At 46.8% G+C, this 18,441-nt stretch carries 18 protein-coding genes; 7 read left to right on the top strand and 11 right to left on the bottom strand.

The window, feature by feature from the left end; translation table 11 throughout:
• The first annotated feature begins 20 nt into the window (after positions 1-20).
• Genes tatB through WC407_RS05195 form a run of 5 tightly spaced genes read left to right on the top strand, consistent with a single transcriptional unit; the run spans position 21 to position 3,853 of the window.
• A complete protein-coding gene (gene tatB / locus WC407_RS05215) occupies positions 21-437 on the top strand; it encodes a Sec-independent protein translocase protein TatB (RefSeq protein WP_373021519.1) in 417 nt (138 codons plus the stop codon).
• Entirely contained in the window at positions 437-1,219 is a 783-nt protein-coding gene (gene tatC / locus WC407_RS05210; protein WP_373021518.1) for a twin-arginine translocase subunit TatC, read from the top strand. Before tatB ends, tatC begins: the two co-directional genes overlap by 1 nt.
• Before the next feature lies 1 nt (position 1,220).
• Positions 1,221-2,243: a tRNA preQ1(34) S-adenosylmethionine ribosyltransferase-isomerase QueA gene (queA, locus tag WC407_RS05205; protein WP_373021595.1), complete on the top strand. Its 1,023-nt coding sequence runs from the start codon at positions 1,221-1,223 to the stop codon at positions 2,241-2,243.
• Between the two features lie 50 nt (positions 2,244-2,293).
• Positions 2,294-3,517, top strand: coding sequence for a molybdopterin-dependent oxidoreductase (locus tag WC407_RS05200; RefSeq protein ID WP_373021517.1), 1,224 nt, complete (start codon positions 2,294-2,296; stop codon positions 3,515-3,517).
• A 15-nt stretch (positions 3,518-3,532) separates the two neighbouring features.
• Positions 3,533-3,853: a sulfite:cytochrome C oxidoreductase subunit B gene (locus WC407_RS05195; RefSeq protein ID WP_373021516.1), complete on the top strand. Its 321-nt coding sequence runs from the start codon at positions 3,533-3,535 to the stop codon at positions 3,851-3,853.
• A gap of 41 nt (positions 3,854-3,894) precedes the next feature.
• Here WC407_RS05195 and WC407_RS05190 read toward each other — a convergent pair whose 3' ends face one another.
• Positions 3,895-4,665, bottom strand: coding sequence for a DNA-processing protein DprA (locus tag WC407_RS05190; protein ID WP_373021515.1), 771 nt, complete (start codon positions 4,663-4,665; stop codon positions 3,895-3,897).
• A 240-nt stretch (positions 4,666-4,905) separates the two neighbouring features.
• Here WC407_RS05190 and WC407_RS05185 point away from each other — a divergent pair, with 240 nt between their 5' ends.
• Positions 4,906-10,056, top strand: a complete 5,151-nt coding sequence (locus WC407_RS05185; RefSeq protein ID WP_373021514.1) for a DUF4347 domain-containing protein — start codon at positions 4,906-4,908, stop codon at positions 10,054-10,056.
• Between the two features lie 53 nt (positions 10,057-10,109).
• Here the strand turns inward: WC407_RS05185 and WC407_RS05180 are convergent, their stop codons facing one another.
• Together WC407_RS05180 and ilvC are read right to left on the bottom strand one after the other, a co-directional pair.
• On the bottom strand, positions 10,110-11,144 hold the full coding sequence (locus tag WC407_RS05180; protein ID WP_373021513.1) for a divergent polysaccharide deacetylase family protein: 1,035 nt from the start codon (positions 11,142-11,144) through the stop codon (positions 10,110-10,112).
• Positions 11,145-11,200: 56 nt separating this feature from the next.
• Complete coding sequence (gene ilvC, locus WC407_RS05175; RefSeq protein ID WP_373021512.1) at positions 11,201-12,223, bottom strand: ketol-acid reductoisomerase; 1,023 nt, start codon at positions 12,221-12,223, stop codon at positions 11,201-11,203.
• Positions 12,224-12,389: 166 nt separating this feature from the next.
• Between ilvC and WC407_RS05170 the strand changes: the two genes are divergently transcribed.
• A complete protein-coding gene (locus tag WC407_RS05170; protein WP_373021511.1) occupies positions 12,390-13,028 on the top strand; it encodes a hypothetical protein in 639 nt (212 codons plus the stop codon).
• Here the strand turns inward: WC407_RS05170 and WC407_RS05165 are convergent.
• From WC407_RS05165 to rnpA, 8 genes are all read right to left on the bottom strand, one after another.
• Complete coding sequence (locus WC407_RS05165) at positions 13,023-13,316, bottom strand: type II toxin-antitoxin system RelE/ParE family toxin (RefSeq protein WP_373021510.1); 294 nt, start codon at positions 13,314-13,316, stop codon at positions 13,023-13,025. The two genes, WC407_RS05170 and WC407_RS05165, sit on opposite strands and share 6 nt — an antisense overlap.
• Positions 13,317-13,541: an addiction module protein gene (locus WC407_RS05160; protein WP_373021509.1), complete on the bottom strand. Its 225-nt coding sequence runs from the start codon at positions 13,539-13,541 to the stop codon at positions 13,317-13,319.
• A 78-nt stretch (positions 13,542-13,619) separates the two neighbouring features.
• Positions 13,620-14,012, bottom strand: a complete 393-nt coding sequence (ruvX, locus tag WC407_RS05155) for a Holliday junction resolvase RuvX (RefSeq protein ID WP_373021508.1) — start codon at positions 14,010-14,012, stop codon at positions 13,620-13,622.
• On the bottom strand, positions 14,012-15,355 hold the full coding sequence (mnmE, locus tag WC407_RS05150; protein ID WP_373021507.1) for a tRNA uridine-5-carboxymethylaminomethyl(34) synthesis GTPase MnmE: 1,344 nt from the start codon (positions 15,353-15,355) through the stop codon (positions 14,012-14,014). Before mnmE ends, ruvX begins: the two co-directional genes overlap by 1 nt.
• Before the next feature lie 6 nt (positions 15,356-15,361).
• Positions 15,362-16,195 (bottom strand): Jag N-terminal domain-containing protein, encoded by an 834-nt coding sequence (locus tag WC407_RS05145; RefSeq protein WP_373021506.1) that lies wholly within the window; start codon positions 16,193-16,195, stop codon positions 15,362-15,364.
• Positions 16,182-17,786 carry a membrane protein insertase YidC gene (yidC, locus tag WC407_RS05140; protein WP_373021505.1) on the bottom strand — a complete coding sequence of 535 codons (1,605 nt, stop codon included), beginning with the start codon at positions 17,784-17,786 and terminating at the stop codon, positions 16,182-16,184. Before yidC ends, WC407_RS05145 begins: the two co-directional genes overlap by 14 nt.
• Positions 17,780-18,112 carry a membrane protein insertion efficiency factor YidD gene (gene yidD, locus WC407_RS05135; protein ID WP_373021504.1) on the bottom strand — a complete coding sequence of 111 codons (333 nt, stop codon included), beginning with the start codon at positions 18,110-18,112 and terminating at the stop codon, positions 17,780-17,782. The genes yidC and yidD overlap by 7 nt, the downstream gene beginning before the upstream one ends.
• On the bottom strand, positions 18,090-18,440 hold the full coding sequence (gene rnpA / locus WC407_RS05130) for a ribonuclease P protein component (protein WP_373021503.1): 351 nt from the start codon (positions 18,438-18,440) through the stop codon (positions 18,090-18,092). Before rnpA ends, yidD begins: the two co-directional genes overlap by 23 nt.
• Position 18,441: the final 1 nt, after the last annotated feature.

The following is an 18,441-nucleotide window of genomic DNA, read 5'->3' as shown; positions in this document are numbered from 1 at the left end:
ACTAATATTAGGTAGCTGACATGTTTGGAATGGGTATAGGTGAAATTTTACTTATCGCGATTGTCGCGGTACTGTTTTTAGGACCGGAGAAACTCCCCTCTACGATGGTGGAGATCGCTAAGTTTTTTCGCAGTGTTAAAAGCACCGTTAACTCCGCACGCGCCACCCTGGAAGAAGAGATGAAATTTTCTGAGATGAAAGAAGAGGCTCTTAATTATAAAAAAGAGCTCCTTGACGCAAGTTCCGAATTAGAACGTATCACTAATGTTACTGAAATCGGTTCAGAGCTTAATGTCATCAAAAATGATCTTAACTTTAATACGATTACCTCTGCAGCGCCTGCAGCAGTAAAAGAGCCTGAAGTGGTAACCTTTACCCCTAAACCTAAAGAACCTGTTTTGCCTGCTGAAACCAAACCTATCGAAGTGAATGTGTAATGTTTGATGATATAAAGCCCCATTTAATAGAGTTGCGCAAACGCCTCGGTATCAGTGTCGTTGCTGTTATTATCATGACGATCATTATGTGGAATTTTCATGATGCACTCCTTGCATGGATTACGAAACCGCTGGTGGATGCATTAGTTGCCACCGCTAAAATTTCCCAAAAAGCGGCTATGGGGATGATCGTTACCCGCGAATTATCGGAAGCATTTTTTGTAGCTATGAAAGTTTCTTTTTTCGCCGGACTTCTCGCGGCATTGCCGGTGATACTTGCACAGATATGGCTTTTTATTGCCCCCGGTTTATATACGAATGAGAAAAAGATGATGATCCCTATCGTCGTCGGAGGAACCGTTATGTTCCTCACCGGTGCCGCATTTGCCTACTATTTCGTAACACCTATCGGATTTGCTTTCTTTATCGAATTCGGAAGTGCTTCCTTTGTCCCGATGTACAATATTGGAGAATACGTTGAGTTTTTCACCAAAATTTTATTCGGTTTCGGACTTGCATTTGAACTTCCCGTCGTTTGTTATTTTCTTGCCCTATTGGGACTTATCGATGATAAAATGATGATCGGTTTCTTCCGCTACGCAATCGTAATAATCTTCATTATTGCCGCTGTGTTAACCCCTCCGGATGTCATTTCTCAAATTCTCATGGCAATACCGTTGATTGTTCTCTACGGCGTCTCCATTCTTATTGTCCGTGCCGTTAATCCCGCACCCAAAGTAGACCCCTATATCGAAGAAGACGAAGAAGAGACCATTGACTAAATTGCTCGACCCTCTACTAACCGATAGCTATGATTACCATCTCCCCGAGGGTCTCATAGCAACCCACCCTATCCATCCCAGAGACCATGCAAGATTGCTGGTCTACAATCGTGCCGACCGCTCGATCATCCACACCCGCTTTGACCGTTTGGAAGAATTTTTACCACAAGAATGCGGTATTATTTTTAACGATACTAAAGTAATTAAAGCTCGGTTGTACGGGCATAAAAGCAGCGGTGGTGCCATCGAATTACTGATCAATCGCCCTCTCGATGCCTACACCATTAACGTCTACATCAAAGGACGGGTTAAAGAGGATACCATCCTGCAGTTTGAGAGCGCTCTCACCGCCCGTGTTATTTCCCTCAGTGATGACGGTTCCCGTGAAGTCAATTTTTATCTTGATGATGTCCTTATCCGATTTGAAGAGCTTTTACCGATTCTTGACGCCATCGGCCATATCCCCCTCCCCCCCTATCTTGGGCGCGAAGACGATTCTGAGGATGAACGTGAATACCAAAGTGTTTTTGCCGCGCACGAGGGTGCAGTTGCCGCTCCGACCGCATCACTCCATTTTAGTGATGAGCTTTTTGATCTCCTCTGTGCACGCCACCCCCATGCTTTCGTAACGCTGCACGTGGGCTCGGGGACATTTAAGCCGGTTGAGGCGTCTGTGATCACCGATCATCCGATGCACTCAGAATTTTTTGATATCCAAGAAGAGGCGCATACCCTTATCAAAAGCTCGCTTCCACTGCTATGCATCGGTACGACTTCGACGCGAACCGTGGAATATCATATCCGCAGCGATGAAAAGAGCGGTGAAGCAAACCTATTTTTACACCCGCATAATACCCCTCTGCGGGTCAATCATCTCCTCACCAACTTTCATCTCCCAAAATCGACCTTACTGATGCTCGTCGCCTCATTTGTCGGAGTGGAAGAGACGCACCGTATTTACCAAGAAGCCATTGATGAAAAATACCGCTTTTTTTCGTATGGTGATGCGATGCTTATACTCTAAATCAATCCAAATTATGATAAAATAGTGATATTCTTTTCCAAGGCAGTTTCATGGATCATTTTAATCGCAGAAATTTTTTAGGTGCCGGTTTAGTACTCGGTGCATCCACTCTATTTGCCAAAGAGACGGCCAAACCTATTATTACCGAAGTTCCTCATGACTTTGTCCCACCGGTAATCGCATTTCCGGAAAAAAAACCGCTCAAGGTAATCTCCGATCGTCCTCCGCTACTTGAGTCGCCACGTGATATTTTCACCCAAGTTATCACCCCGAACGATCAGTTTTTCGTCCGTTGGCACATGCCCGATATCCCGACCTACATCGATTTGAATGAGTTTCGTCTTCAAGTTCAAGGAGCCGTTGAAAAACCTCTCTCTTTGAGTGTCGATGATTTAAAATCCAAATTTGAACCCGTGGAGATCACATCGGTTCTTCAATGCGGCGGAAACAGTCGTAAATATTACGCCAAAACCGGCCAAGCAACTCACGGTGTCCAATGGGGACACGGTGCAATGGGATGTGCCGTATGGAAAGGGGTACGTCTAAAAGACATCCTGAATATGGCAGGGGTCAAAGGCTCTGCAAAATTTGTCGGTGTCAACGGTCTAGAAAAACCGGCAGTCGATGAAACTCCCCATTTTTTCCGTGAAATGGAGATGGATGAAGCGCTCAGCGGTGAACTTATCGTTGCCTATGCAATGAACGGTGAAGATCTTCCGTATCTCAACGGTTTTCCTCTTCGTCTCGTCATTCCGGGGCACTTCTCGGACAGCTGGGTTAAAATGCTCTCTGAAATCACCGTTATGGATGAATATCGCAAAACCTTCTTTATGGATGTCGCGTACACCGTTCCCGATAACGATTGTGAATGCGTTATCTCTGGAAGTGACTTCGAGTACAAACGTAAACCGATCGCGGCAATGAAAGTCAAATCGGTCATCGGCTACCCTACCCCAAATACGATCATCAAAAAAGGGTCTCGTGTCAATGTCACGGGGGTCGCATTTGATCAGGGAAAAGGGATCCGAGAAGTTATGATTTCTACGGATGGCGGAAAAAGCTGGAGTGCCACCGCACTGCAAAAAGATTACGGCAAATACGCCTATCGCCAATGGACTTTCAGTTGGGAACCGAAAGCCAAAGGGGAATACACTATTATGGTGCGCGCTATCAACCGCATCGGCAACATTCAGCCGCAGGAAAATGAAATCGGCTGGAATGCGGGCGGATACCAATACAATGGCGTCGATCACGTCAATGTGAAAATAGTGTAAGGAGGGAGAGAGATTATGAAAATGAAATTATTATTTGCAAGTGTATTACTAAGCGCATCTGCTCTGTTTGCACAAGTGGCCAAACCAATCGAAATGCCCTATGTCGATTACCCTGTCGAAGCGGGTGATCATGATGAAGTGACACAACAATACTGCCTTATTTGCCATTCATTCGGTTACATCCTTAACCAAGGGAAAAAAAGCCGTCCCTACTGGACAGGAACCGTCCAAAAAATGGTAAATGAGTTCAAAGCACCGATCCCAAAAGAAGATCAGCAAACCATCATCAATTATCTCGTAAAACACTACGGATATGAAAGTACGGCTCAACATTAATTGAACGGCAAAGGGCTACCCTTTTGCCGCACTGAAGCATATTAAACAACAATTATCCTTCCATTTCTCACTTCGATCACACCACCTAATTCCGCTTCAAAAATATCGCTTGGAAATTTTAATACGGCTTCTTCGTACGTCGGAGAGGTGCGGCAAAAGGCGATAAACGATGTATCGGTATGCTTCTGCACCACGCTCACGCCGAATTGCGCGACAAAGCGGTCGATCTCTTCGATAGCAGTCGCTTTTCCATCGGCCAACAACCTGTGTGTCGCCTCGCTCTCCCCAAGACGGTGTGGCAGTACGTATATCTTTTTGCCCATCTCCAGCGCATACTCTACACTTCGCATACTTCCACTCCCCATGTCGGCTTCCGTAACGATGAGTGCGTCTCCTAGAGCCACAACAATCTCATTGCGAATCACAAAGCTCCAATGGGTAGCTGAAAAATCGGGATCAAATTGACTAAGGACTAAACCGCTTTTTTCAATGTTTTCAATCAATGCAGTATTAGACGTCGGATAGCGATGATGAATACCGCAAGGCATTACCGCAATCGTATGCGCCGCACCGGCCCCCTCATGCGCGAGGGTGTCAACTCCTGCGGCAGCACCGCTAACGATCACTACTCCGGCATGAGAGAGTTTCTTTGAAAGCTCATAGGTCATGGTGCGAGTGTAGGGGCTTGGACGACGTGTTCCGACGATGGAGATTTTAGGAGAGGAAAGGAGGTCGATGGAACCTTTGTAGTAAAGGGTTTCGGGATAACGTTTCATCGCTTCTAGTTCAGTGATATGCTCGGTGATTTTCATCTCTGTAACCTCTTGAGGTGTCATTCGAGATATTGTATCACATTCCTATAAACTCTCTTTTTTTATGACAAAAAGTCATTTTTTAATAATTATTTATGATGATCTATACTACAATTATCGGCAAAAAATAACATAAAGTTGTTTTCAAAAGTTAGGATACTACCTAATTAAAGGGCTTTTAGAAACTCTTTACGGATGGTTTTACCATAATCTTATTTCATACTTTAGGAGCCAGTATCCATGGATACCGTTACTCAACCCCAACAGATCGCTTTTGTCCTCAACAATGTCGCCGACTATCAAACTTTAGTTGCCGGAATCCCGGCGGGCACCCCCGTCTATGTACTGAACAGCAACGGTGACGTTTTGGCGCAAATGGCGGCGATTACGTCCGGATATTCGAATCTAAGCGCAATTCATCTCCTCAGCCACGGAAGCGATGGAGCGCTCAATCTGGGTGCGTTAAATCTCGACAGTGCGAATCTCAACGACTACGCAGGGGTATTATCACAAATCGGCAGTAGCCTTAGCGAATCGGGGGACATCCTTCTGTATGGGTGTAACGTCGCTGCCGATCAAAACGGCGTTGATTTCATCGGTAAACTCGCTCAAGTAACTGGGGCGGATATTGCCGCATCGAACGATGTTACGGGTTCAGGCAGTCTTGGCGGGGACTGGGTATTAGAAAAGCAAATAGGACAAGTGACAAGTAACGCTCTTGTAATATCAGACTACAATCAAATACTTGCACCTTCTACTTTTGATTTTACAACAGCAACACCTAATGAACCTATTCAGCAAACCGTAAACGGTGTAACTGTGAGTGTGACAACCAATGATAATGGACTGGCAATTTGGAATCCTGGAAGCGGAAATATAGTTTTTTCTAATACAAACGGAAACAGTTATATCAATTTTGCTTTTAACAGTGCGGTGGATGTATCGAGTTTTCTTATAGGTTTTATTACTAATACCGGTCAAGTTACAGATTTTACAATTCAGGGTTTTAATGGGGCGACTACCCATACTTACAATGTTAATCCAACATATAATAATTTGTATGATAATAGTGGTACAGGGCCCTCTTATACAGTCAATCTATCAGGCGCCAATGCCTGGGGTCCAGTCACATCTATCAAAGTTACAGCCAATGGTGGAGGGACAGTCGAGTTTGAAGCCGATACTATCGTCTTTACTCTACCTGTTTCTGCTCCCACTACCACAATATCTACTGCCTTGTTTTCAGCCGATACCGGTACCAGTTCTACCGACTTCATCACCAAAACCGCTGCTCAAACCATCAGCGGAACCTTGAGCGGGGTAACGGTGACGGGAGAAACCGTCCAAGTGTCGCTAGATAACGGCAGCACATGGACGACGGCGACCAACACTATCGGACAAAACACCTGGTCACTGGCCGCGACCCTCTCCGGCAGCAACACCTTGCAAGCCCGTGTAACCAATGCGGGCGGCAGCAGTACCGCGTATACTCATACCTATACCCTGGACACCACGGCACCGACCACTCCCGTTGCGACGATGGCTCTCTCTGCCGATACCGGAACCAGCTCGACCGACTTCATCAGCAAAACTGCCGTACAGACCATCAGCGGAACTTTGAGCGGGGTAACCGTGGCAGGGGAAATCGTCCAAGTGTCGTTGGATAATGGCACCACATGGGCGACGGCAACCAACGTCATCGGTCAAAACACCTGGTCTTTGGCAGGACAAACACTGCTTCCCAGTAATATTTTGCAGGTACGGGTATCGGATGCGGCAGGTAATAACGGCACGGCAAGTACTCAAGCGTATGTGCTGGATACCACAGCACCGACCACTACCATTGCGACGATGGCTCTCTCTGCCGATACCGGAACCAGCTCGACCGACTTCATCACCAAAACCACTGCTCAAACCATCAGCGGGACTCTCAGCGCTAATTTAGTATCAGGAGAGATTGTCCAAGTTTCATTAGATAACGGTAGTACGTGGACGACTGCTACGACAAGTGTCGGGGCGAACACATGGTCTTTGGCAGGACAAACACTGTCCGGCAGTAATACCTTGCAGGTACGGGTATCGGATGCGGCAGGTAATAGCGGCACGGCGAGTACTCAAGCGTATGTGCTGGATACCACAGCACCGACTATTTCCAGCGGTGTAGCAGCTCAGGCAGTCAACGACAATGCTACAAACTCTCCGTTCTCGGCGATGACGTTTACCGAGGCCAACAACGTAACGGTGCAGATCACGCTGGACACGGCGGCCAAAGGGAGCTTCACCACCTTGAACGGCTTTACCAATGCCGGCGGCGGCGTGTATACCTATACCGGCACGGTGGCAAATGCGACCACCGCGATCCAGGGGCTGGTATTTACCCCGACCGCCAACCGCGTTGCCCCGGGGTCGAGCGAAACCACCACGTTCACCGTCCTCACCACCGATGCGGCAGGCAATTCGGCGACCGATGCGGCTACCACCGTGATCTCCGCTTCGATCAACGATGCGCCGGTGCTCAATGCCGCCGCTTCTCCTTCCTTGAACGGTTTAGGGATCAACCCGTCCGCACCGAGCAACGGTTCCAGCACCGGTAGTACACTGCTCTCTGCACTGGTGGGGGGAATCACCGATGCGGATAGCGCTGCGGTGAAAGGGATCGCAATCACTGCGACCGATACCACGAATGGCACCCTGTATTACTCCACCAATGCCGGGACAACCTGGACAGCAGGGGGGGGGGTGGCAGCCAACAGCGCGCTGCTGCTGGCTTCGGATGCCAATACCCGCTTGTATTACCACTCCAACAACGGCATCAGCGGCAACATCCTCTCCGCACTGACTTTCCGTGCTTGGGATCAGACCAGTGGCACAGCAGCGACCAAAGTAGATACGACCACCAACGGTGGTACAACGGCATTCAGCACTGCCACCGATACCGTCTCCATCGCCATTTACCCGCCACCTACGATCGGCGGCGTATCAGCGAATCAAGCGGTCAACGACAACGCCACGGATCAGCCATTTTCGGCTGCTACCATCGCAAATGCCGGAACCGGAAACAACGTCACTGTCACCGTAACGCTGGACACCCAAGCCAAAGGGAGTTTCACAACTCTATCAGGATTTACCGATAACCACAACGGCTCCTACACCTTGACCAATGTCACAGCAGCAACAGCACAAACGGACATCCGAGGCATGGTGTTCACCCCGACGGCCAATCATGTCAATCCGGGATTGACCGAAACGACCACGTTTACTCTGTCCGTTTCTGATGCCACTACGGCAGTTACCGCAACTGATGCGACCACCACCGTCGTTTCGACCTCGATCAATGACGCACCGCTTATTGGTGGGGCAACCGCCGTGACCAATATCAACGATACGGCAACCGCTACACCGTTTTCGGCATTTACGATCTCCGATGCCGATACCGCGCAAACTCAGACCCTGACGGTTACGCTCGATACAGCATCCAAAGGAGCTCTCTCCAACCTAAGCGGCGGTACCTATAATGCAGGTACGGGAGTGTACACCTTTAGTGGTACGGCGGCACAAGCACAAGCGGCAATCCGCGCGCTGGTATTCACCCCTACGGCCAACCATGTCAATCCGGGATTGACCGAAACGACCACCTTTACGGTAAGCGTGAATGACGGCATCGCTGCTGCTGCGACCAATAATTCTACCACCGTCGTTTCGACCTCGGTCAATGACGCACCGCTTGTGGGCGGGGCAACCGCCGTGACCAATATCAACGATACGGCAACCGCTACGCCATTCTCGGCATTTACGATCTCCGATGCCGATACCGCGCAAACTCAGACCCTGACGGTTACGCTCGATACCGCATCCAAAGGAGCTCTCTCCAACCTAAGCGGCGGTACCTATAATGCAGGTACGGGTGTATACACCTTTAGCGGTACAGCAGCACAGGCACAATCAGCCATCCATGCACTGGTGTTCACTCCGACGGACAATCATGTTGCATCCGGTGCGAGTGAAACCACCACCTTTGCGGTAAGCGTAAGTGACGGCATCGCTGCTGCTGCGACCAATAGTGCCACTACTGTCATTTCCACCAATAATGTAGTACCTCCCATACCCTCCACTCCGACTACTACAATTGACGGTGCCACAGTACAAACAACCACCACAACCGATACGAACGGCAACACAGTAGACGAGATCATCATCGCACCGATCACCTCCAACCGCGTGGACATTACCGGTAGTGCGAGTACGGCGGACATCCCTCTCTTCTGGGGAGAAAGCACCCATACCGATTGGGCAACTACGGCGAGCCTCCCAACCGGAGTAGGATTGACGGCAATCGGTGCACGCGCCCCCGTCACCGCACATACAATGCAAGATTCCATCAATAATTTGATTGCCCTTATTACTGAAACGGCTCCATCAACGGATGCGAGTAAAAGCAATATGCTCAGCGGCGGTTCTAGCTTCTTACAAACATTGAACGGTGTAACAGACAATCTGATAATCAATAAAATAACGTTGACAGACTCCGGGACAAACGCTCCTTCAACCCCAATTACAATCCAGGGAACAGCCTCCACCGTAGCAACAAATGCCGGACAATTGCCTCCCGTAGAAGCACTGGTCATCGATGCACAAGCACTTCCGTCCAATACAACGATCAATCTTAATAATGTCGAATTCGCAACCCTCATCGGAGCAAACATCATTCTCAACGGCAGTGAAGGAAAACAAACCATTTTTACCGGAGATGGGCATCAAGATATTACATGCGGACCGGGTGATAATGAAATTCATGCCGGAGGAGGAGATGATACCGTTCATTCCGCAGGAGGCAATGACCGAATCTTCGGAGGAAGTGGAAACGATACTGTCACCTACAGCGGAAATATGAGCGATTATATCATTACCCGTGATAATGGAAAAACTTATGTTCAGACACTCGCCACAGGTCATACTGATACTATCGTCAATGCGGAAAGTATCCAATTCGGCAACGGAACCTATAGCATTTCCAATAATGAAGATTTGACCCAAATCGTATCACTCTACCAACACGTACTTGGACGCCAAGCCGACCTTAATGGATTTCAATACTGGGCATCGATGTTCAATAACGGCAATAGTATCGGTGCTATTGCCACCGATTTCGTCCGTTCCAGCGAATACTTTACCAACACCAATACGGCATGGGATACCATGAGCAATGATGCAAAAATCGAAACGTTCTACCAACTCATGCTTGGACGCGCTTCAGACACTGCAGGAAAAAGCTACTGGATGGATGCAATCAATCACGGTATGAGTATCCAAGAGGTTGCCGGAAATTTCGTCAACTCTGTCGAAATGCAGGGAACCTATACAACGGCACAGAATTGGAATTTCATCGTATGACCGTCCAGTAAATCAACTGACGGTTTCTATCTTATATTTGACCGCTTCCATATTTAGATATCTCCTATACCTACGATCTTGACTTGGGAGAGAATGCCGCACGACTGCTTCAATGCTTCGATCGTATCCTTGCGCGGATGACCGATAGCGATTGCTGTCCCGTATTTCTTCGCTTGTTCTACCGCTTCTTTGATCTGACGTTTGACATTTTCTACTCCATCTTCATGGTCCAGAAAAACATCTCTGCCCAGATATCGCAATCCAAGTTTTTTAGCTATCTCAGGAACTTTGGTGGTTCCGATAGTTCGACTGTCCACGAAAACAATTCCCTCTTTTTTGAGGATGGGAAGCAGCTTTTCCATCGACGCTGTATCCGAAGTAAATTTGGAACCGGTATGGTTATTCATATAGTGAACGTGTGGATATAAACGCTTTAGCTCCGCAATTCTATTGGCAATCTTTTCTTCACTGTCCCCCACGTGCAACGTCTCCGGTTCTTCATCGGTAAAACTGACCGCTTCCATAGGAAGGTGAACCATATATGTCCCCTCTTTGGCCGCTAGCTGTGCCGATTCCGGATGTCGGGGACTTGGTGGCAAAAAGGACATCACCAACGGCAGTCCAACCGATCGAATGGCTGCGATATCACGTTCATACGAAACATCATCAATGATAATGACCAGTTTACCTTCCGTTCCGCTTACACGGGGAATGCGCTTTTCACTTGGAGGGGGTGAGGCTTTTGGCTCCTTTGGGGCATACTCATGTCGTGCACTAGGCGCTTCACGTTCTTTAAGAAGTAATGACTTAAGTTCAGTTTTGAGCCGATCGATCTCTTTATCTTGTGTTTGTGCTTTAGAGGAAGCTGTCACATTCATCTCATCGATTTTTGCAATCGACTGAATCTGATCAATCAGCTTTTGAGTCTGCTCTCGCTCATGTCTAAGCTCTTTTTCGGCTTGCTGAAATCCTAAAAAATACCCGATGAAAAATGCTCCGATGGTGGCTATTAAAACACTGAGAATCCAAATGATTTTAGTAACTGCAGATCGAGTGAAAAGTTTAGAAGAGCGCTGATATTTGTGCATGGACTGGGTAGAGCCTCATTGTGGGGTTATCAGAGCAAGAAGCTCTGAAAGGAGAATTAGTTTGTGCTTTGGTTAACGATTTTATTTTTAGAAATCCATGGCATCATTGCACGCAATTGTACCCCTGTACGTTCAATCAATGATGCTTTTGCATTTGCACGCTCAGCGTTCATACGAGGGTAACCCGCTTGACCTTCAAGGATGAAGTCTTTCGCGAAACGGCCATCTTGGATCTCTTTTAAGATCTCTTTCATTGCCGCTTTTGATTCCGCATTGATAACACGTTTACCGCTGACGTAGTCACCGTATTCCGCTGTGTTAGAGATTGAATAACGCATATCCGCGATTCCCCCCTCGAACATCAAGTCAACGATTAATTTCAATTCGTGAAGACACTCGAAGTAAGCTAGCTCCGGAGCATATCCCGCTTCCGTCAATGTTTCAAATCCCGCTTGAACGAGAGAAACGGCACCGCCGCAAAGAACCGCTTGTTCTCCGAAGAGGTCTGTTTCGGTTTCGTCTTTAAACGTCGTTTCAATGATAGCCGTACGTCCTCCACCGATAGCAGAAGCGTATGAAAGCGCCAATTCTTTAGTAGTACCGCTTGGATTTTGTCCTACTGCGATCAAATCGGGAATCCCGCCGCCGCGAACGAATTCTGAACGAACCGTATGACCCGGAGCTTTAGGAGCGATCATTGTAACATTGATATCCGCTGCCGGCTTGATGCGTCCGTAATGGATGCTGAAACCGTGACCGAATGCGATAGTTGCACCCGATTTGAGGTTCGGAGCGATTTCATTTTTATAGATTTCGGCTTGGTTTTCATCCGGAAGAAGAATCATAACAACGTCTGCATAGGCTGATGCTTCCGCAACGGTCATAACTTTGAATCCTTTAGCTTCCGCTTTGCCCCATGAGCTTCCTTCTTTGCGAAGACCGATAACAACTTCGACACCGCTGTCGCGTAGGTTTTCCGCGTGTGCATGACCTTGTGATCCAAAACCGATCATTGCGACTTTTTTGCTTTTGATTAATTCGATATTACAATCTTTATCGTAGTAGACGTTCAATGCCATGAAGGTATCCTTAGAGTAAGCGTTGAAATGCTTAAAATTTCGCGGATTATACCCCATTTTTTCATAAACTAAGATAAGCAGACCCTTATAATGGAAGTTTAATTTTCTATTTTACCTTCTATCGTACTTCACATGCTACAATTCACCCAAAAACAATGGATATAACATGAAAAAATTCAACCTCTTTAAAGAGATTATCGTCGTTGCGAAATCCGATTTTTTATACGCACTCAACTCCGCTAAGCGATTCGCTATCACCTATGAGGGGAAAATCGTATTTGAGCCGTTTGCCCCTGATCTGATTAGCATCTATGAGGGGAGCGTTACCCCTAATTCACCCCTCTCAACCAATCTCTCGCGCCCCCTAAGCGCAATGATGGGTGATAATTACCGCGTTGTCGAAGATGATGAGCGCATCCTCATCAAAGCCTCCGGCGCATGGCAGAGCATTATCGGATTTAACCATCTTCGCGCCCTCTATGATGACACAACGGGAGATGGAATCGCCGAATTTTCGGACAAAGCATTAGAGGATATAGGATGGCACGCAACCGAATTCAACATCGGCTATCGTGATATCGTCGAACAATTTGAAGAACAGTGTGAAGGGGTACTCCTGTGCATCGAGCAAGAAGAGCCCTATCAGTTCAGCGGATTGGGATTTGTATTCGATCTGGAACATGCACGTCGCATCGGATTTGAGTATTGTGCAGCCGCTATAAAAGGGAAAATAGCAAACGACGACGATTTCGCCACACTAAGCGATGACGAAGAGGAAGCGGCGGAGTTTTTTAAAGCTTTATAGTCGACCTTTCCAGTATCCGGGTTTACGGCTATTATGCATCACGGCAAGTACAAAAATGGTATCGTGGGTTTCTTTGTAAATGACAGAAAATGGAAAATGGGGTAAAACATAGCGGTGGAATCCATATTCAAAAGGAGACCACATCTGCGGAAAGTGGCTGATCGCTTCATACGAGCGTTCTAGTTGGGAAATAAATCTATTCCCTAGTCCGATAGATTGTTCTTCATACCAATCAAATGAGCCTTTGACATCAACGCTCACATCGGGATGAAAGCGCAACGGCTTCACTCAAGCACCTAAAATCTGATTTTTGATACTCTCCCAACTTACCGATTGAACATCACCATTTTCCAATGATTCGAAACGTTTTTTCGCCAATTCAGCCCACTCATTTTGGGCATCAGCATCCTGTACGGTATCCAAAGAGGAAATCAAATACTGTGCGACAAACCCTTTTTCATTTGGGGTAAGTTCCTGCAAATCTTCAATGGCTTTATTCATTGCAATCGTCATCGTGTCACCTCGTGTTTGTTAGCATTATTATATCAAAACTTCATTTTGTAAAATTAGAAAAAATTGTAGATATCCAAGTCAAATAATTTTCAAATACCGCTCTAAAATAATCTTCGCCGAGAGGGAGTCAATCCGCCCGTCGCGTTTGTAGCGGATATCCCCCTTCATCAGCGCTTCGGCTTCCTGCGAGCTGTGGGATTCGTCCTGATAGGCTATCTCCCCGCTGAATTCTACGAGATTCATAAAGTGCGCCACTCTGCGGCGCATCTCATCTTCGGTGGTGCTTCCCATCGGGATACCGACCACGACGGTGGTCGCTTCGTATTCATTCAATACTTTTTTGACCTCGTTTGCCGCTTGGTTACGGTTTTTCCGCTCTATGGCCGGAAGCGGTGTAACGATTCCTACTCCGCTGCTCAATGCCAATCCGATCCGTTTCAGTCCCAAATCGATCGCAATAAGTGTTCCCATCATTTCCCCAGACAAAATTGCCCGAACATCTTGTCGAACATCTCATCAAGTTCGTAGGGACGGGTGAGCGACGCCATGGCGCGGATCGCTTGGTTGATATGAAACGAAAAAATTTCAAGCTCTTCGGATTCGAGCGGTTCATACGACTCTTCGATAGAGCGGAGTGCTTCCGACGTCGCGCTGATTTGACGCTCAGAGATGAGCATCATCTCCTCAGAATTATTATCATGATCCATCAAACTGCTCAGAGCATCGACCAGTTCACGGCTCTCTTGCTTACAGCTGAGATGGATCGGCGAATAGGCAGCTAAGGTATCTATCTCAAATTGTCTCGGGAGATCGGACTTATTGAGAACGATAATAAAAGGCTTTTCCTCTTTATAGCGGTTGATAAGCTCCAATATCGCCTGATCTTCCTCGTCGATATTACGGCTCGCATCGAAAAGGGCGATGACGACATCGGCGCCCTCTATTGCAGCGATGGAGCGCTCTATTCCGATTCGCTCGATCTCATCAGAGGATTTTCGAATCCCCGCCGTATCGACCAAACGGATCAGATGGGTCCCGATACGTACCTGCTCTTCGATGGTATCACGGGTGGTCCCTGCTATATCACTCACGATGGCCCGTTCATAATCCAAAAGAGTATTCAGAAGTGAGCTTTTCCCAACATTAGGCTTGCCGATAATAGCGACACGATACCCTTGCATCAATCCCGCTCGACGACGCGAAGATTCAAGTGTTTTGGAAATATTTTGCGTAATGGCTTGCAATTTAGCGAGAATTTGATCCACGACATCTTGCGGTAAATCTTCTTCGGCGTAATCAATAACCACTTCCGAATAGGCCAAAATTTCCAAAAGAGCATCACGAATGTTTTCAACATATTCTCGTAGTTCACCCTTCATCTGACGGGCGAGAATTCGCGCCGCATCGTCGCTTTTGGCTTCAATGAGTGAGGCAATCGCTTCGGCCTGGGTCAAATCAAGCCGTCCGTTCAAAAAAGCCCGCTTACTGAATTCTCCCGGTTCTGCCAATCGGACATCGTATTCCAATACCGCACGCAATATTCTCTGTGCCACAATAAATCCGCCGTGGCATTGAAACTCAATCACCTCTTCTCCAGTAAAACTTTTGGTACCTTGAAAATAGATAAGTATCGCTTCATCGATCAATTCACCCGATTGGGTATATAAGGGAGACAATGTGGCATAACGGGGGAGGAGCTTCTCTTTACGGGCAATAGAAAGGGCAATGTTAAGTGCATTTTCTCCGCTGAGACGGACAATAGCAATAGAACCGACGCCATTCGCAGTAGCGATGGCGGCTATCGTATGAGACATAAAGAATTAATACTCGTGGTAGCTGTTAATGACGATAAACTTGCCGCCATCACGGGTAGAGCGGATCGCAACATAACGATCAGGATAACGGTTACGGAGCTGTTTGAGGGCAATCTGGACGAGAACACCATCCAACACTTTGGTTTGCGCTCGTCCCTCATGATCGACAATATCGAAAATAGCAACCAAATAACGGGAAATTGATTCTTCCTGATTTTTCAAAAATTCGGCAATCTCTAAGCGCAGCTGCATTCCATATGTCGCATTAATCCAGTTAAAAAGCATATAGGAGAGCGCTTTATAGCGATACCCCTCTTTACCGATCATAAGTGCCGCATCAGGTCCGGTAAATTCTACTAAAAGGGTATTTTCATCATACACACTCACCGAAACTTCGTTAATATCAAAGCAAATATCTTTAAATAATGCATTGATATGCTCTTTAACTTCCAGTGCACATTCATACGCAGAGAGTTCTTCTTCAAAAAACACCTCCTCTTCTGAATCAGCAACCTCTTCGTCATCCTCTTGTGCCGTCACAAAAGATTCAGAAATCAGTCTGTCATTATGTATATTTGCTTGGTAGGCTTCTTGCACCGGTGCACTTACCGGAGAAGGGGTCGTTGTTTCTTCCGCTAAAGGAGCCGAAACTTTTGGCGTAGCCGTAGCCGCTTGGTGCGGCAGATTTGCCATAATAATCGCCGTTTTTTTAAATAATCCGAGAATCCCTTTGGAAGGGAATTGGATTATTTCAACTTGAAGAGCAGTTACGGAACATCCGTATTCACTCGCCGCCTGCGCATAGGCGAGTTCTAGCGTAGGGGCTTCAATCTTTTTCATGATGCTTTTCCGCAAGATGCGCTTCGTGACGTGCCATACGTGCCGCTTCGAATTGTTTGTTGACCATATACTGCTGCGCAATCGAGAAAATATTGTTCACAAACCAGTACAACACAAGCCCTGCAGGGAATGTGAAGAAGAAGAACGTGAAAATAAGGGGTAAATATTTAAAAATTTTCTCTTGCAACGGATCGGTAAAGTTACTCGGTGTAATACGCTGCTGATAAAACATCGTGGCGCCCATCAAAATAGGCAAAATGTAATAGGGATCCATACGGGAGAGATCATGTACCCACATAACCCACTCTGCCCCTTGGAGCTCTACGGCATTGAGCAATACGCGATAGATCGCAAAGAAAACAGGAATTTGAAGTAATAACGGTAAACAGCCGCCCAATGGATTGGCACCATGTTTTTTGTACATCTCCATCACCGCAGCATTCATACGTTGCGGATCCCCTTTGTATTTCTCCTGCACCTCTTTGATACGGGGAGCAATCTCTTTGATCTTCTGCATAGAGACCATCCCTTTGTGTGTCAAAGGGTAAAGGATGATACGGATAAGAACGGTCAAAGCGACAATTGACCATCCCCAGTTTCCTATCATTCCGTGCAAGTACATCAAAATTTTAAAAATTGGGGCGGCTACAAAAGTAAACCAGCCGTACTCAATCGCATTCACAAGGATCGGATTAATCGATTCGAGTGTTTTATACTCTTTAGGTCCGATATAACCACTGAACGTAAAGTTATTTGCCCCTTCTAAATAGGTGACGGGGTTGTCTTTGGTGTCTCTCTCAACAACCACTTGGGTTGATTTGTCAAACCCGTACATGATTGAAGCATAATATTGGTCAAAGGCCGATGCCATATGGACATCCGTAAAAATAGAACGTCCCTCAACATCACCGTCTTTAAAGATCGTAGTAAGGTTGTCACCCGCATAGATCATGCTTCCGACAACGGTCATCATTTTTTCAACAATTTGAGGATGCTGTCCTAAATAAACGTAATAACGCTTTTCAGAGGAGAGATTCACTTTTGCATCGTAATGACCGTCGGCATAAAATGTCAATGTTTTGGTAACGGTTAACTCGGGGAGATTTTGGGTAAGAGTTACCGTCCCCTTCCCATTTTCGCCCAATACAATGCTACTCGCACTGCTGGCATACGCTGTTTTTGAGGCAGCGGCATTAAGCGCTTCATCGGCAAAACGGATATAAAGCGGCTTTGCTCCTGCCCCCGAGACCAGCTCGGATAGCTGCCCGTCTTTACCGTTGTGTTTTTTGTCACTCAAGATAAGAGATGAAATACGCCCCAACGTATCGATTTTAAGGGTAAACTCTTTGGCACTGATCGTCGTTAATGTGTCGGTAGATACCGTTTTAATCTCTTGTGCCGGAGCTGATGCTTCTGTCGTTACGGAAGAGTGAGCTTGTGCTGCTGAGGGTTTAACGACAGCAGCTTGCGTCGCATTCTCTTCGCTGTTTGGAGCTTTTGGAGGAAAAATAGTGGTATAGCCTATAAAAAATAGGAAAGATAAAGCGACTGCAACTAAAAGCCGCTGGTTCGGAGTAAATTTGTCTAGCACTGTGACCCTTTAAACTTAAAATTTTTGATCAAAAAATAATTCCGCTTTGTTGGAACAAACCAGTATTTTATCGTATTTATGGAGAGTTCTGTAGGTTTTATTGTCGGTTTGCTGATCACCGGATAATCGATACCGCCATCAAAGAGTTGATTGCATCGGCAAATGCGTAAAAAAGTAGCACCAAAAGCACGAGGGAGAGTATTGCGTTCGAACTGCCACAGAGCATATTCGGAGCATGAAGGGTAATGGCGACACGCACCGCGTGTCACCAAAGAGAATGAGTGCCGGTAGAGCCAAAGGAGCTTAAGAAATAACTTTCTTACCATCATCCGCTCCACTGCTACTCATTGCACCTGTCCGTTTTAAAACATATTTGCAGTCACGTCGCACAATATCGAACGCATTATCAAATAACGGTTCCTTGGCGACAAAAACGTACCATCCATCGGCCAAGCCGAGCTGAAATTCAGCAAAAAGCGCCCGCAGACGCCTTTTGCATCGATTTCGCACCACAGCATTTCCGACTTTTTTACTGGCCGTATATCCTACTTTTTTTTCTCCCGAAACCGGAAGATAAAAGAGCGCGATAGAAGTGCTGTGCGCACTCTTACCTCGCTTATAAACACGTTGAAACTCACTATTAAGCTTCAACATC

Source organism: Sulfuricurvum sp. (genome assembly GCF_041651515.1).
Lineage (GTDB): Bacteria > Campylobacterota > Campylobacteria > Campylobacterales > Sulfurimonadaceae > Sulfuricurvum.
Note: the sequence above shows the minus strand (reverse complement) of the source record. Positions and strands in the feature narration are given on the sequence as shown.

What these genes read in the sequence shown, in the direction of transcription:
- WC407_RS05170 (WP_373021511.1), top strand. Translation starts at nt 12,390, where the DNA reads ATGAAAAAATTCAACCTCTTTAAAGAGATTATCGTCGTTGCGAAATCC.
- tatC (WP_373021518.1), top strand. Translation starts at nt 437, where the DNA reads ATGTTTGATGATATAAAGCCCCATTTAATAGAGTTGCGCAAACGCCTC.
- mnmE (WP_373021507.1), bottom strand. Translation starts at nt 15,355, where the DNA reads ATGTCTCATACGATAGCCGCCATCGCTACTGCGAATGGCGTCGGTTCT.
- WC407_RS05195 (WP_373021516.1), top strand. Translation starts at nt 3,533, where the DNA reads ATGAAAATGAAATTATTATTTGCAAGTGTATTACTAAGCGCATCTGCT.
- WC407_RS05190 (WP_373021515.1), bottom strand. Translation starts at nt 4,665, where the DNA reads ATGAAAATCACCGAGCATATCACTGAACTAGAAGCGATGAAACGTTAT.
- WC407_RS05185 (WP_373021514.1), top strand. Translation starts at nt 4,906, where the DNA reads ATGGATACCGTTACTCAACCCCAACAGATCGCTTTTGTCCTCAACAAT.
- yidD (WP_373021504.1), bottom strand. Translation starts at nt 18,112, where the DNA reads ATGGTAAGAAAGTTATTTCTTAAGCTCCTTTGGCTCTACCGGCACTCA.
- rnpA (WP_373021503.1), bottom strand. Translation starts at nt 18,440, where the DNA reads ATGTTGAAGCTTAATAGTGAGTTTCAACGTGTTTATAAGCGAGGTAAG.
- WC407_RS05180 (WP_373021513.1), bottom strand. Translation starts at nt 11,144, where the DNA reads ATGCACAAATATCAGCGCTCTTCTAAACTTTTCACTCGATCTGCAGTT.
- WC407_RS05200 (WP_373021517.1), top strand. Translation starts at nt 2,294, where the DNA reads ATGGATCATTTTAATCGCAGAAATTTTTTAGGTGCCGGTTTAGTACTC.
- tatB (WP_373021519.1), top strand. Translation starts at nt 21, where the DNA reads ATGTTTGGAATGGGTATAGGTGAAATTTTACTTATCGCGATTGTCGCG.
- WC407_RS05160 (WP_373021509.1), bottom strand. Translation starts at nt 13,541, where the DNA reads ATGACGATTGCAATGAATAAAGCCATTGAAGATTTGCAGGAACTTACC.
- ruvX (WP_373021508.1), bottom strand. Translation starts at nt 14,012, where the DNA reads ATGGGAACACTTATTGCGATCGATTTGGGACTGAAACGGATCGGATTG.
- ilvC (WP_373021512.1), bottom strand. Translation starts at nt 12,223, where the DNA reads ATGGCATTGAACGTCTACTACGATAAAGATTGTAATATCGAATTAATC.
- WC407_RS05145 (WP_373021506.1), bottom strand. Translation starts at nt 16,195, where the DNA reads ATGAAAAAGATTGAAGCCCCTACGCTAGAACTCGCCTATGCGCAGGCG.